11 protein-coding genes are annotated in these 14849 nt (G+C 40.3%); 5 read left to right on the forward strand and 6 right to left on the reverse strand.

Annotation, left to right across the window (positions count from 1 at the left end; translation table 11 throughout):
- Nucleotides 1–71: 71 nt before the first annotated feature.
- Nucleotides 72–1379 (forward strand): sensor histidine kinase, encoded by a 1308-nt coding sequence (locus tag BM291_RS09935; RefSeq protein WP_092896832.1) that lies wholly within the window; start codon nucleotides 72–74, stop codon nucleotides 1377–1379.
- Here BM291_RS09935 and BM291_RS09940 read toward each other — a convergent pair.
- The 6 genes from BM291_RS09940 to BM291_RS09965 all read right to left on the reverse strand — a co-directional run bounded on the left by BM291_RS09940 (nucleotide 1376) and on the right by BM291_RS09965 (nucleotide 8741).
- On the reverse strand, nucleotides 1376–1936 hold the full coding sequence (locus BM291_RS09940; protein ID WP_092896835.1) for a LutC/YkgG family protein: 561 nt from the start codon (nucleotides 1934–1936) through the stop codon (nucleotides 1376–1378). The genes BM291_RS09935 and BM291_RS09940 overlap by 4 nt on opposite strands.
- Entirely contained in the window at nucleotides 1933–3294 is a 1362-nt protein-coding gene (locus BM291_RS09945) for a lactate utilization protein B (RefSeq protein WP_092896837.1), read from the reverse strand. Before BM291_RS09945 ends, BM291_RS09940 begins: the two co-directional genes overlap by 4 nt.
- A complete protein-coding gene (locus tag BM291_RS09950) occupies nucleotides 3291–4049 on the reverse strand; it encodes a (Fe-S)-binding protein (protein ID WP_092897093.1) in 759 nt (252 codons plus the stop codon). Before BM291_RS09950 ends, BM291_RS09945 begins: the two co-directional genes overlap by 4 nt.
- A 145-nt stretch (nucleotides 4050–4194) precedes the next feature.
- A complete protein-coding gene (locus BM291_RS09955) occupies nucleotides 4195–5520 on the reverse strand; it encodes an FGGY-family carbohydrate kinase (protein ID WP_092896839.1) in 1326 nt (441 codons plus the stop codon).
- 10 nt (nucleotides 5521–5530) lie between these two features.
- Nucleotides 5531–6565, reverse strand: coding sequence for a GntR family transcriptional regulator (locus tag BM291_RS09960; RefSeq protein WP_092896842.1), 1035 nt, complete (start codon nucleotides 6563–6565; stop codon nucleotides 5531–5533).
- Nucleotides 6566–6620: 55 nt separating this feature from the next.
- Complete coding sequence (locus tag BM291_RS09965; protein WP_092896845.1) at nucleotides 6621–8741, reverse strand: bifunctional aldolase/short-chain dehydrogenase; 2121 nt, start codon at nucleotides 8739–8741, stop codon at nucleotides 6621–6623.
- Nucleotides 8742–9544: 803 nt separating this feature from the next.
- Between BM291_RS09965 and BM291_RS09970 the strand changes: the two genes are divergently transcribed.
- From BM291_RS09970 to BM291_RS09985, 4 genes are all read left to right on the forward strand, one after another.
- The gene (locus BM291_RS09970; RefSeq protein WP_092896848.1) at nucleotides 9545–10819 is read left to right on the forward strand and encodes a TIM barrel protein; all 1275 of its coding nucleotides are present in this window, start codon (nucleotides 9545–9547) and stop codon (nucleotides 10817–10819) included.
- Nucleotides 10820–10847: 28 nt separating this feature from the next.
- Entirely contained in the window at nucleotides 10848–12320 is a 1473-nt protein-coding gene (locus BM291_RS09975; RefSeq protein ID WP_092896850.1) for an arylsulfatase, read from the forward strand.
- Nucleotides 12321–12525: 205 nt separating this feature from the next.
- Nucleotides 12526–13539 (forward strand): SMP-30/gluconolactonase/LRE family protein, encoded by a 1014-nt coding sequence (locus tag BM291_RS09980; RefSeq protein WP_092896853.1) that lies wholly within the window; start codon nucleotides 12526–12528, stop codon nucleotides 13537–13539.
- 873 nt (nucleotides 13540–14412) lie between these two features.
- A complete protein-coding gene (locus BM291_RS09985) occupies nucleotides 14413–14775 on the forward strand; it encodes a transmembrane 220 family protein (RefSeq protein WP_092896856.1) in 363 nt (120 codons plus the stop codon).
- Nucleotides 14776–14849: the final 74 nt, after the last annotated feature.

Consider the following 14849-nt stretch of genomic DNA (forward strand, 5'->3'; position numbering starts at 1 on the left):
TTTCTTTTGCTCAGACTCTAAATTTGACTGAGTTTTATAATTTGCGATTTAATTTAGTCTAAAAGATTTTTATGCTGCTTACCAAAGGCTTGATGCTTTCTGAGGAGAATGTTACCAATCTGGAATACATCCAGAAACAAATAGCTATTATAATTTCATTTTTAGCCTTCGTGTTATTATTACTGCTAGGTATTTCAGATATAATTCTGGGGATGTCTCCTGTGATAGTTTGGGTTAAAATAGGACTTTCATTTCCTTTTATAATAGCCTATTATTTAGTTTCTAAATATGGTAAGGTACAGCTAGCTGTTAATATTTTGTTGGTTTTGGCTCACGTAGTCATATGCTTCAATTTCCTCTATAATGATGGAAATGACGGGCCCACCATTTATGCATTTTTCTTGTTGCTGGTAATTTCTTCCTTGCTAATTCAAGGCTGGCTTAAAGTTGCTTGGTTTATTGGATCATTATCCATGTTTTTTCTTCTCTTTTTGGCTGAAACCAAAGGCTATATAGAAGTTGTCCATTATTATGATGGTCCTGAAAATCAGTTTATTGATCATGCTATCACGATCATGTGGATTAGTATGTTTGTATTTACGGTCCTACATTTTTTTATTAAAAGTTATCAAAACCAAAGTCAATTGCTTAATAAAATAAAGCAAAGACAAGAGGAGTCACTTGAGGAAGTGAAGATGCTTAATGATCAGAAAAATAAGCTAATTGCCTTGCTCTCACATGATTTAAAAAACCCTATTGGCATGCTTCATACCACACTTGGACTTGTTGACAAAGATGCTTTTGAACCTGGAGAAATGGAGCAAATTCTCCGCAATTTGAAAGGCCAAAGCTTCCATTTGAATAAGGTATTAAACAATACGTTAAGTTGGGTAATGACTGAATTGGAGGATACGCCTATTCAGCTTCATCAGATTAGCCTGAAAGAACTTACTCAGGAAATGAGCGAAATGATGCTGGTTCAGGCCAAGGAGAAAAATCAGTCCATTGAAACCTCGATAGAAGGTGATGATAGAAATATTTCATTAGAAATCAATGAGATAAAAATCATTCTTAAAAACCTACTGGATAATGCTATAAAGTTTTCTCCTGTGAACTCAACTATTAATCTAGACCTTAGGATAATAGAGGAGAAGTTGAGTTGGAAGGTTTGCAATAAGGGAGTAACAATTACAAAGGCTGAGCAAAAAGAACTGTTTTCTTTCAGAGCAAGAACCTCTTATGGTACTAAGAAAGAAAAAGGAACTGGAGTAGGATTGCCGCTATGCAAAAGAATAGCAGACAAAATTAATTTTGATTTACAATATAGCAGTTCAGGAGAAGGGCATAATTGCTTTAAGTTGTCCAAAAAGTTGAGCTAAAGAATTACTACTCTTAGACTCATTGCTCCATGAGCTCCGACCACTAAGGACTGCTCAATATCAGCTGTCTTGGAAGGTCCAGCAATGAATACACCGAAGCCTGATTTAGTAGCTCCGATTCGCTTATAAGCTTCATGCATATTTCCCACGATATTTTCCTTCTTGATCACAATCACCAGATGCGCTGTGATAAATGGAATTGCTCTGAGATCTAAATTGCTTTCATCCAGCCAGATTGCAGCATTCTCTGCCGAAGCAAATTGTCCTTCTATAATCGCCAGATCAAGATCTGCAAAATCAGCAGGGTGTTGTGGTAATTCACAGTTGGTGAAAGTAGCAAATGAAGGTGAGGAGCTGTAGATTTTAGGAAAACCAGTTTCGGCTATCAACTGCTCAAGTTCCTCTTTACTCACCACGGTTCCTTTATTGCCATTTAGAGAATGAGTGTAAGCTTCTATGAGATCTGGTGCAACATCGAAATCAGGAATCTCTGGAAGAGGTTTCTCTTTCATGTTCAATCCCTTGATCGCTGCTAATATGGATGCTTTGCTGCTCATTTGTTTCTGTTCTTTTTGTACCAGTCTTTGAATGATTCTTCTGGTAAGTTTGGTAGATTTCTGCCTTTTCCCCATGCATTCAATGGGTTGTAGATGATGCTATCTGGCAGTGTTTTCAGAGAAGCACGCATTAGTTTACCAGAAACCTTATAAGCCAGTGGGCTTTTGAAAATACCATTAGCCAATTTCATGGATAGTCCTTTCAAAGATGCTCCTTGTGCTTTAGTGATTTCCTGTCTCCATTCGTAAAGTTGCTCGTGAATGTTGATTTTAACAGGGCATACGTCTGTGCAGCTACCACAAAGTGTGGAGGCAAAAGGCAAGGTGCTATATTTCTTAAGATCGATTCCTGGAGAAAGTATGGAGCCTATTGGGCCTGGTACGGTACTTCCGTAACTGAATCCACCGCTTCGTCGATAGATCGGACAGGTATTCATACATGCGCCACAACGGATGCATTTCAGGGAATTTCTGAATTTCTCTCTTGCAAGCTGTTTAGTCCTACCGTTGTTTACCAAGATCAGGTGAAGTTCCTTGCCTGGTGATGGACTTCTGAAATGCGAGTTATAGTTCGTAATGGATTGTCCTGTGGCTGATCTAGCCAAAAGCCGAAGGAATACACCCAGGTCTTTTCTTCTAGGAATAAGTTTCTCTATTCCCATGCAAGCGATATGCGTATCGGCCAAGTGAACGCCCATATCGGCATTACCTTCATTGGTACAAACCACGAATTCCCCAGTTTCTGCAATAGCGAAATTGACTCCTGTGATAGCAACTTTGGCTTGCAGGAATTTTTCACGCAAGTGTAGTCGAGCTGCATGGGTAAGGTAAACTGGGTCTACGTTACCTTTTTCTGTATGTAGTTTCTCGTGGAAAATATCTGAGATATCCGACTTTTTCAAGTGGATAGCCGGCATCACGATATGACTTGGCGGTTGTTTTAGAAACTGAATAATCCGCTCTCCCAAATCTGTATCTACCACTTCAATGCCCTTTTCTTCCAAGAATGGATTCAAATGACACTCTTCCGTAAGGATGGATTTACTCTTGACAATCGCTTTGCAATTCTTTTCGTCAAGGATTTTTCCAATGATCTTATTATGCTCTTCAGCATTTTCGGCCCAGTGAACTTTGATGCCATTTGCGGTAGCATTTTTCTCTAACTCTTCAAGGTAGAAGTCAAGCTTCGAAAGGGTGTGGTCTTTTATTTGGGATGCGAGTTCTCGGAGCTTTTCCCATTCGGGGATCTGATGTATCGTTACATCACGCTTTTGGCGAACGATCCAAAGTGTGTCATCATGCCATTTGGCACGTTCTTTATCTTTCAGAAATACCGTTGCATTCTCTGGATGGCTCATGAGATGACTTGGTTTAAGATTTCTGCGAAATGCATTAGTTGTACGTTGTCTTTGTCCCGTGTGGCAATTCCCTGCATATGCATTATACATGACATATCTCCACCCACGATAATTTCTACGCCTTTATCGACGTGATCTGCGATTCGGTCTTTGCCCATTTGAACGGAGATGGCTTCTTCGCTTACAGCGAAAGTTCCTCCGAATCCACAGCATTCATCTTTTCTGGTTAACTCCACTACCTCCAATCCTTCCAAATCCTTCATCAATTGAAGGGTTTTGTTGAAAGGCGGTTCGTTTCGCTCAGAATCACTTGCCAATCTCAAACCTCGAAGTCCATGGCAAGAAGCATGGAAACCGATTTTGTGAGGAAAGCTACCTTTGATCGAATCAACTTTCAGCACGTCGGTAATGAATTCACTTAGTTCGTAGATGTTTGATTGTACGTGTTCTTGGTTTTTCTTGAGTTTGTCCACCTTAGGTGAGTGCTCTTTGACGTGCAATACACAGCTGCCAGAAGGAGCGACGATATAGTCAAACTTGGCGAAATCACTGATGAACTTGGATGTAGTTCCCTCGCTATCTGCTTCAAAACCAGCGTTAGACATCGGCTGTCCACAACAGGTTTGGCCCAGCGGATAGGTGACTTTGCAGCCAAGCTTTTCTAATAGTTCAAGTGTAGCGATAGCTACATTTGGATAAAACTGATCTATGTAGCAAGGGATAAACAAGCCTATATGTGGGACGTCTTTTTTCATCTGTTTATAATTGATTTTTATAGGCCACATAGCCATTCCCGAACTGATAGCTATTGTTTAGGGGGAATCTCACATGGAGAATCCTCATCGCTTTAGGTATTGCTTGTGATTTGCTTGATTTCATTGGTAATGTAAATTAAGCCATCTAGTCCATTGATACCAGCATGGCAGCACCTAATGCGGAGCCATTTGGGAAATCACTTGGAATTATCATCAATTCCGGAAGCTTTTTGCGAAGCATCTCTACAAAGATATCGTTGGCGTTGAAACCTCCATCTATGAATAGTCTGCCTACCGGGGCATTGTCTAAGACAAGTTTTATCGCTGCAGTTTGCAGGTCAGTGAGCTCATGAATGAAGGTGTAATACGCTTCGTTGAATTCGGTGAAACGTGACCAATTATTTTCATTGGCTTGTTCTAAGTCGTAATGTCCTGGTTTGAGGTAATGGAAATGTATGCGTTTGCCTTTGTGATCTTTTACTTTTTCAAAAAGAGTTGCGCTGAATTTCAATTTCTTATAGGTGCCAAGGGGCATCTGGAAGTGCTCATACAGTTTGTCTACTTGGTATTTGTGCTCCTCTCCAATGAAAAGTCGGGAAATTTTAATAGGGTCTCCTTTGATACTGAGGAATTGTAGGCAATCACTTTTAAGTTCTTTCTTCTTTAGCTTGGTCTTGTTTGATGGGTTGATGCAAATAGCCCAGGTGCCCGTAGAAAGTAAAGCAAAAGGCTCTGTTTCTTGCTTGATATAAGGAAGTAATGCTGAGGAAGAATCATGCACTCCGATCCCACAAGGGATGTTTCCAAGTTCTGGTTTAGTCTTTAACAGTGTATTTCCGGGTACAATTGGTGGAAGTAACTTTCGGATACCTTCTCTGTCTACCCATGCATGGTAATCGTTTGCTTCATAATCCCACAGTCCTGTATGACATCCAATGCTCGTATAATCAGATACCATTTCTCCCGTAAATAAGAAGCTCAAGTACTGAGGGAAATGGAAAGAATGTTTAATGTTTTTGAAGAAATCTGGCTTAGCGTACTTGATGAAGTATAATTGCAAACCTGAGTTGAGCATTGCCAAAGGAGGAGAAGAGGTAGCTCGGCAAAAGGTCATTTTGCCACCATTTTCTTCGTAGAACCTACTCAAAAGATCTTCCGGAAAAGGCTTCAGGTAATCATAAAGTGGAGTGGCAGGAATGCCATTTTCATCTGTATGCACGAAAGAAGCTCCATGACAGGAGAAATTTAAACGCTTGATCTGGTATTCCGGAGACTTAAGCGCTTCCTTAAATGTCCTCAGCATCCACTCTTCAAGTGGTGCCAAAGGCATACTAGGGAAATTATCTTCGTCGGGAATAGGATCTATGCGCGTATAGGAACTGTGTACTTCGGTTAAATTTTCATCAAAAAGGAAGAACTTCTTGTTCGTCTTGCCGATATCAAATACAGCCGTTACTGGAATTTTACTCATAGCTACGCTATCAAAGCGATTTTCGGATGATCATTTTGAATGGACTTTTTAGAGGGATTTTATCCTCTTCTCCTAAGATTTGATTTGCGATAGTAGTACCCATCTCGATGAAGTCAGTGGAGATAGTTGTGATCCCCTCTGCCAAAATCTCCTTCAAAGGAGTCTCGTTATACGAGATAATTCCTATGTCTTTTCCTAGCTGTAGACCTTGTTCACGGGATTTCTTCACAATATTAGCAAGGTCAGTTTCTGCCAATACGATAAAGGAATCTCCTGCGTAAAGTTGTTCATCATCGATTCCATCTAGAATCAGATTGTTGAAATTGTGAAAGAAGCAAAACCGCTTAAATCCATCTATAATCTCAACAGGGTACATGTCGCCTCTAGGAAATACCAGGGTCAACCTGGAGTATTTTCTTAAGTGAGTAATGCCCGACTCAAGTGCCTCGAGAATATCTCTTGCAAAATCCTGATAAACTCCTGGGAATTCGTTTTCATGATTTTTCACGTCACGATCCATTATCAGGAGTTTATCTTTAGGAATTTGCTGAATAAGGTCATAGCACGTTTCTGGATGATTGTTTTCATCAAAGAAATGAGGTGCTAAGACATAGTAATTGTAGTGCCCCAGATTTCGCTCCAAAAGGTTTTCGAAAATCGTACGATTATAATGGTGGATTTGTAAATCTACCGTCGCTTGACTTCCTAAGGTTTCCACTATTGAATAGTAGATGATCTTCTTATAAGAGCTTAGCTTATTGAAAATCAATAGAACCTTTAGCTTGTTAGCCATATTCGTAGAACTCACATAGAAACCTTTGCCTCTCACCGAAGTGATGATTCCTCGATCCCGAAGTTCATTGTAGGCTTTTTCTACCGTATCACGGGAAAGCAGGAAGTCGAAACTCGTTTCATTAATAGAAGGTATTCTATCACCGATTTTGAGCTTTCCGCTGTCTAGATCATCAAGTATAAGGTTGACTACCTGCATATATTTAGGAGTCCGCGAGTCCGTGTGGATCTTTTCCGATTTATCAACTAACATAGCATTTTGGGTTGTTGTGGGGTACTAGGCTTAATCGAGGTTTATTAATCTAAATCTATCTTGGGAATGCAGCGGCTAATCCACCATCTACATTAAGCATATTTCCGGTCGTCTTGCCAAGCTGACCGCTTACGAAGACAAATGCTGCGTCTGCGATATCGCTGGTTTTCACACTTTCCTTCAATAAGGTACGATTTGCATAGAACTGAGGCAAATCTTTCACTTCAATTCCGTATGCCTTAGCGCGGTTTTCGCCCCATCCACCTTCCCAGATGTTAGAGTTTTCGATCACAGCATCAGGATTCACGACATTGACTTTGATTTTGTCTTCCGCAAGTTCTGCCGCCATTAATCTAGACATATGAAGTTGCGCAGCTTTAGCAGTACCGTAAGCAACATTTTTTGCTCCGGCTACCAAGCCATTCTTACTTGCAATGTTTACAATATCACCACCATGGCCTTGAAGCTTCATGATTTTGACTCCTGCTTTAGAGATATGATATTGACCCATTACCAAGATGTCATTCAGTCTGTCCCAATCTTGATCGGTATGATCTTCGAAGGACTTACTGATAGAAATACCTGCATTATTGACCATGATGTCCACTCCGCCGAATTGTAGGCAAGTAGCCTCCATAGCAGCTTCTAAGCTTTTTCCATCCGTCACATCCAGTTTTACAGCTAGAAATGAGTCTTTGCCGTATTTCTTCAGAAGTGCATCGCTAGTCTGTTGCAATCTGTCTCCGTCAATATCGGTAACTACCACACATGCACCTTCTTTGATGTATTTCTCAACGATAGCTAGTCCAATTCCGCCAGCACTTCCAGTTACCAATGCTACTTTTCTAGAAAGCGGCTGCTCTTTTGGCATTCTTTGAAGTTTAGCTTCTTCAAGTAACCAATATTCAATATTGAAAGCTTCCTGAAGTGGTAAGGATACGTATTTAGAAACAGCCTCTGCACCACGCATTACGTTGATTGCATTGATGTAGAATTCGCTTGCTACACGGCTAGTTTGCTTATTTTTTGCGTAGCTGAACATACCCACACCTGGCCAGATAATAATTACCGGGTTTGCATCACGAACAGCTGGGCTATTAGCATGCTTATGCTTTTCGTAGTAATCGCCATACATTTCTCTGTATGCTTGGAATGCTACGCTGATTTTTTCTTTCAAAGCAGTAAGATCTGAAAGGTCTTCATCTGCAGAAATATCCAAAACCAAAGGAGAGATCTTAGTTCTCAAGAAGTGATCAGGACAGCTAGTTCCCATAGGAGCCAATTTGCTTAGATCGTTACTATTGATGAACTGCAGGACTTCAGGAGCATCGGTAAACGTACCGACCATAAGATTCTCAGAAGAAGCCAATCCTCTTAATAGAGGTGCAAGTTTAGCTGCTTGACTTTTTCTCTGCTCTGGAGCTAGAGATTGGATCTTCTCACCGCCAAAAACTGGACGAGTTTTACCATAATTTTGAGCCAAGTATTCAGAAGCAGTTTCAATTACTTCCAGGCTATTGATATAGCATTCGTAAGCTGTGTCAGCCCAAGTGAAAAGTCCATGTCCACCGAGCATAATGCCACGGATTCCTGGGTTTTCGTCAAGTGCTTGCTTTAGTTGTAGTCCAAGATCGAATCCTGGTTTTTGCCAAGGCACCCAAGCGATCTGACCATCCCAAAGATCCTTCGTGATTTGCTCTCCATCCTTTGCGGCAGCAATTGCAATTGCTGCATCTGGATGTAAGTGATCAATATGCTTGAAAGGTAAGAATGCGTGTAAAGGCGTATCGATAGAAGGTGCTTTAGACTTTAGATCGTAGATACAGTGATTGAAAAGCTCAACCATCTCATCTTCAAATTCCAAGCCTCTATAGATGCCCTTCAAAGCGCGAAGTTTGTCTACATAAAGACCAGCCAAGCCAGCTTTTGTCAAGGTTCCGATATCTCCACCGGAGCCTTTTACCCACATTACTTCTACCTTTTCGTTGGTAAGTGGATCAGCTTCGTAGGTTTTGCAGCTAGTGTTTCCGCCGCCGTAATTGGTGATTCTCAGATCGGCTCCAAGTATATTTGATCGGTAAATAAGAAGATCAACTTCTTTGCCCTCTAGTTTGGATGCGACTGCATCATCCCAAAGGTAACTTACGTGCTTAAAGTTTTGTGTTGTTATGCTCATTGCGTTTAGCAGATTGTTCTGATAGTGAATATGGGTGAAAATATTACCTGAGGTATCCTGTGCTGTCTTGAATACAAAAGGAATTTTATTGATTTATTGGATTGTTAATGTGTATATAGTTTTGTTTTTAGAGGCAAAAATCAGAAATACGTTTTTTTGAATATGTTTCCCGGAATTTTATTCGGTTGGAGATTGAAAATGGTAGTGTCGGGATGATAACTTTGGGAAGAGATCGCATCTAATTTTTTTGCGATTTATTATAAACTTAATCTAGACTGTAATTTAAAAAGTAATAATCAAAATACATGAGGACTATAGTAGTATGTGTCGCCACTCGATGAGCCCGAACTGTCCTACTGTTTTTTTTCTAAAAGATCTAGTCGTGTGCGTACTCTATTTATTGAGGGGGTCAACTTATGAGTCTCGACCGGCTTCTGATTCTCCTAGGTTTTTTAATTATCGATTAGATTAAAATGAATAGAAATAGATTATTCAGTTAGGGGAGAGGTTTTACCCTGATTTTTGTGTTTATCAGCATGCTATGAAAATCAAATGATAGGTTTTGACTGGTCGATTAGACGATGTATTCAAGGGGTTGAACAATCAATCTAATTTGTAATTGGCTTTTAAACAGGTTATTACTTATTTTTCTTTCTAAGTTTAAGCGTGTCCTTGTATTAGAAAGCAAAGGGGCAGTGTTCCATTTGGACAGAAAAGTAGGGTAATTATTCGCTATCAAAACCGTTTCCATTTGTCCATTTTTTGAGCAATTCGAGTAATAGAGAAACAACAAAACAGTAAACATGAGAATTTCAGAAGACCAATTAGCATCTTTTTCTTCCACTGACTTTCATATCCGTTCGCTAGATCTTTTACGCGAGCGATTCTCAAAGCAAAATTTGAATTTTGAGCAAGTCATCCGCAAAATACAGGAGTTTCAGATTGCTATTCCAAGCGCAGCTTTGGGTAATGGCAAGGCAAAGAATAAGAAATCCAGAACTGGAGGTGAGCCTAGAAACCTCAATGAAAAGCTAGAAGATATTGGGCTTTTGCAGCAATTGACCTGTAAGACCAATTCTGTATCAGTCTATATTCCTTGGGATATGCCAGAGGATTATAAAGAGGTGAAAGACTTGGCGAACGAGCTAAATCTAGAGTTCGACACGATGAACAGTACTAGTTCTCAAGATCAAAATCAGAAGGAGTATGCCAAATTGGGTTCTTTAGGAAACCCAAATAAAGCGATTCGAGAAGAGGCCATCGCTCATAATGAGGAGGTAATTAATATTGGAAAAAAGTTAGGGAGCAGAGGGCTGACAGTATGGATGGCCGATGGGAGTAATTTCCCTGGGCAAGCGAAGTTTAGAAGTACGCTTGGATGGACGGAGGAGTCACTTCGTGAAATTTACGAATTCATGCCTTCGGACTGGGACTTAATGCTGGAGTATAAGCCATACGAGCCAAATTGCTACCATACGGTTGTTCCAGATTGGGGGACTTCATCGATGCTTGCTAAGAGATTGGGGGCGCGGGCTAAAGTACTCGTGGATCTTGGCAATCATTTACCCAAAACGAATATTGAGCAGATCGTAGCGACCCTGATGTATCAAAATCTTCTTGCGGGCTTTCACTTCAACGATAGTAAATATGGGGATGATGATCTGAATCCAAGTAGCGTAAAGCCCTATCAGTTGTTTTTGATTTTCTGCGAACTAATTTGTGGTGACCAAGACGGAGCTCAAGCTTGGGATAGTATTTCCTGGATGATTGATGCTAGTTATAATACGCAAGATCCTTTGGTCGATTTAATTCAAGCCTTGGAAGCTATTACGATTGCTTACACCAAAGCGATGCTGGTAGATAGGAAAAAATTGCAGGAATGCCAGCAGAATGGAGAAGGTTCACAGGCGCAGGAAATTTTGCAGATGGCATATTTGACAGACGTGAGACCTTTGGTGTGCGAAGCCAGAGTTCGGGCAGGAGGAGTGGCGGAACCCTTAGAAGCCTATAGAATTTTGATGATTCGTAATAAGTTGGTACATGAAAGGGGAGTGAAATCTTATAATTCAATTTTTTAGCCAGAAGTAAATCTTATTATCTTCGGGCATGTTAAAACGCTATACTAACCTCGTAACCTTACTTTTTCTTTCCTCATCACTGGTCTTTACTAGTTGTAGTTCAAAAGAGGAAAAGATAGTAGAAGTAGAAAAAAAGACTAACATCATTTTTATACTCGCAGATGATCTCGGCTATGGAGATTTGGGATTTTTGGGTCAACAATACATTGAAACACCCAACATAGACCGACTTGCGAAAGAAGGCATGTTTTTCACTAATCATTATTCAGGGGCAACAGTTTGTGCTCCATCCAGATCCTCATTTTTGACGGGATTGCATACTGGGCACACACCCATAAGAGGTAATCGAGAGGTACAGCCAGAAGGCCAATATCCTATGCCTGATTCTATCCCTTCCATCGCTAGCGTGATGCAGAGTGCGGGGTATAAGACTGGTGCTTTTGGAAAATGGGGTTTGGGATTCGTGGGCACTACCGGGGATCCTAACAATCAGGGTTTCGGGGAGTTTTACGGATACAATTGCCAGAGATATGCGCACAGATATTATCCTGCGCACCTGTGGCACAATAGTGATAAAATTGTACTAGAAGGAAATGGTTGGGTAGAAAAAGCAGTCTATGCTCCAGATGTTATTCAAAAAGAGACGATTTCATTTTTAGAAAAAAATAAGGATAATCCTTTTTTCTTATTCATGCCTATAGTGATGCCACATGCAGAACTAGCCGCGCCAGAGGATGAAATTATTCAAAAGTACAGAGCCAAATTCGGTGATGAGAAGCCGCATCCAGCAGGTAAAGGAACTGAATATGGTCCTGATCTAAATATCCTTGCATACCAATCACATCCAACTCCGCATGCGGCTTTTGCTGCGATGGTTGAGCGAATGGACGTTTATGTTGGAGAAGTATTGGCTAAATTGGAAGAGTTGGGCTTAGCTGAAAACACATTAATAGTCTTTGCCTCTGATAATGGAGCTCACCAAGAAGGTGGGGCGGATCCTGATTTTTTTGATAGCAATGGGCCGTATAGAGGGCATAAGCGAGACTTATATGAAGGCGGTGTTCGTACGCCTATGATTGCATGGTGGCCAGGAAAGATCAAAGCTGGTTCGCAAAGTGATCACATTTCAGCGTTCTGGGATTTGTTGCCAACTTTCGCTGATGTAGCAGGCGCGAAAGCTCCGGATGCTATCGATGGGATTTCGTTTTTACCATCATTGTTAGCTCAAACAGAGCAGAAGGAGCATGACTTTTTGTATTGGGAATTTCACGAGCAAGGGGGTAAGCAAGCAGTGAGACAAGGGAAATGGAAGGCTGTTAAGCTTCAGGTTTTTGGCAGCAAGGATCCTGTAATAGAGCTCTATGATCTAAGTGTGGATATAGGAGAGCAGAATAATATAGCGTCAGAAAATCCGGAAAAAGTGAAAGAGTTGGAGGCGTTGATGAATTCTTCACATACAGCAAATCCAGTTTTTGGTTTGCTTCCTTCAGAACGTAAATAATAAAAACAAAGAGGGGGAAATGAGAAAAGGCGGAGAATAATCCCCGCCTTTTCGTACCCAATCTATTTACTGTTAAACCTTTGAATGATTGAATATAAGTAGGAGATAGAATTTGAGTATCCTTCCCTGTCCTGTCTTATTCTTATCTATTGATTATATTATTGCTTGAGTCCAATAAAAAAGTAGATAACTTAACTAATTAGACATGAGAAATTTATGTGTTTTATTCCTACTAGGCATTTCGTGCACTAGCCCGAAAATCTCAACAGAAACTGAGAAAGTAGGATTTAAATATAGAACCACAGGCTCTGTAGAGAGAATAGATTCTGGGTTAAACTCGTTCCTAGCTGAGGGTGCTGCAATCGAAGTGATCGCTTCTGGCTTTCAATGGGCAGAAGGGCCTTTGTGGCTTGATGATCAGAATGCATTGATTTTTACAGACGTTCCGACTAATAAAATCTGGAAATGGACAGAGGAAGACAGTCTGAGTTTGTTTTTGGAACCTTCAGGATATCTAGGGTCAGAAACAAATAAGAAAGAACCGGGAGCAAATGGTTTGGCTCTGGATGGTGATGGGAATTTGATTCTGTGTCAGCATGGAGAAAGAAGAATAGCAAAAATGAATACTTCGCTCGATGCTCCAGAAGCTGACTTCACGGCGTTGGTATCTTATTATAATGGTAAAAAATTCAACAGCCCAAATGACTTGGTTCTAAATAAATCAGGACAGATATTTTTTACAGACCCTCCTTATGGACTGGATGATTGGGATTCTAAAGAATTGGATTTTCAGGGTGTGTATAGGTTGGATACAGATGGGAGTTTGGTTTTGCTATTGGATAGTTTGAATCGTCCAAATGGAATCGGGCTAAGCCCAGATCAGCGGACGCTCTACGTGGCTCAATCTGATGCTAAAAAAGCGCGCTATTATGCGTTTGAGCTGGATGAGAGCGGAGATGTTTTGAATGGGAAGGTATTGTTGGATGCTACTTCTAGTATAGGGGAAGCGCTACCAGGTTTGCCAGACGGTTTGACTGTTCACAGTTCGGGGACTCTCTTTGCTTCAGGTCCTGGGGGAATCTGGGTGATTAGTTCGGATGGAGAGCACCTAGGTACTATACTAACTGGACAGGGTACGGCGAATTGTGCTTTTGACAGCGAAGAGAAGTATTTGTACATCACTGCTGACGCTTATTTGATGCGAATTAAAGTCAACTAAATTCAGGTTTGATTAAATAAATCAGTGAAAGGCCTAAAATGTTATTAAAATGTTGATAACCATCTGTTTAAGGTGAATAAGTCTGTTGATTTAGAATATTATTTGGTGGAAAAATGGTGGGGAAATAAGGGCTTAGAATCTTGCGATTAGGCGAAATTAGGGAGATATTTATTAAACCAAGTAAGAGATAAAAAGACCGAGAGTACGATCTCGGATAATGATTGAAAGCTCGTAATTGAAACATAAATGGTCAAAGACCTTAGGGGATTTGTCTGAAATGGGATACCACAGAAGTGTTGATTGATATCTTCAAAGCCGCAAGGTAGAGAGGGCGGAGTTTGAAAGTCAGTATTATGAATCCGGGTAACTGGAGGAAAAGTCTTTAAACAGTAGCTTGGCTCTTGTTGATGACTATGGTTATTAGTAAGAGAAAGGGAGACAATCGCAAGAGGGTTTCCCTTTTTGCTTTTTAACACACTTCTGGTCAATCACCGATTTTACCATTCTATTCCTTCGTACCGTCATAAAAGCTGCATTTCGCCTGAATAAATAGAAGTGGTATGCTGAAGATTAATGCTCATTTTTTAGAATCTAACATTTAGTCAGCTTCAATGACTGGCTAGGTAATTCGCTGATTTTTTATTCTACTACATAAAATCCTGTATCATTTTCAATGGAATAGGTATTAACCTGCTTTATATAAATAATTTAGACCTCAAGCATATTTTAATTTGTGAATGCGAAGAGGTGGATGGTAGGTAAATAATGTCCCTGTATATTCACAATTCAGCAGATATTTTGTTGGATTGAAGTGGCCGTAAAGCGATTAATTTTCTTTGTTTTCTGTAGTTTTGACTAAAACCCTGAAATATCATGAAGTTTAACAAAATCTATTTTGGAATATGGATTTTCATTTTCGCTCTCTTTGCCTTTTGGCAATTCAATGATCCTGATCCTGAAGTTTGGGTGAGTATTTATGGTGTGGCAATGATTTTTTGTCTTCTGGGGACTCGTGGCATCTTTCCAAAAATCCCTTTGACCATTCTGGCGATTGGCTGTATCGTTGGAGCTATTTACTATTGGCAGGGAGATGTGGGAAGCTGGGTTTCCCAAGAAGTAGAGCAGCATAATCTTAGTATGAAAACCCAGTCTATGGAAGAGTCCAGAGAGACATTTGGACTAGTAATTATCCTTATCGTGATGCTTCCTGCTTTGTGGAAAGCATGGAAGAAATAGGCGTCAATTTCAGAAGGATCAATTTCTCAATTGATAGCTCTGATTACCTATTTTTTCTAAACTAATCAAACCCA

This window comes from Algoriphagus aquimarinus (assembly GCF_900112005.1).
Lineage (GTDB): Bacteria > Bacteroidota > Bacteroidia > Cytophagales > Cyclobacteriaceae > Algoriphagus > Algoriphagus aquimarinus.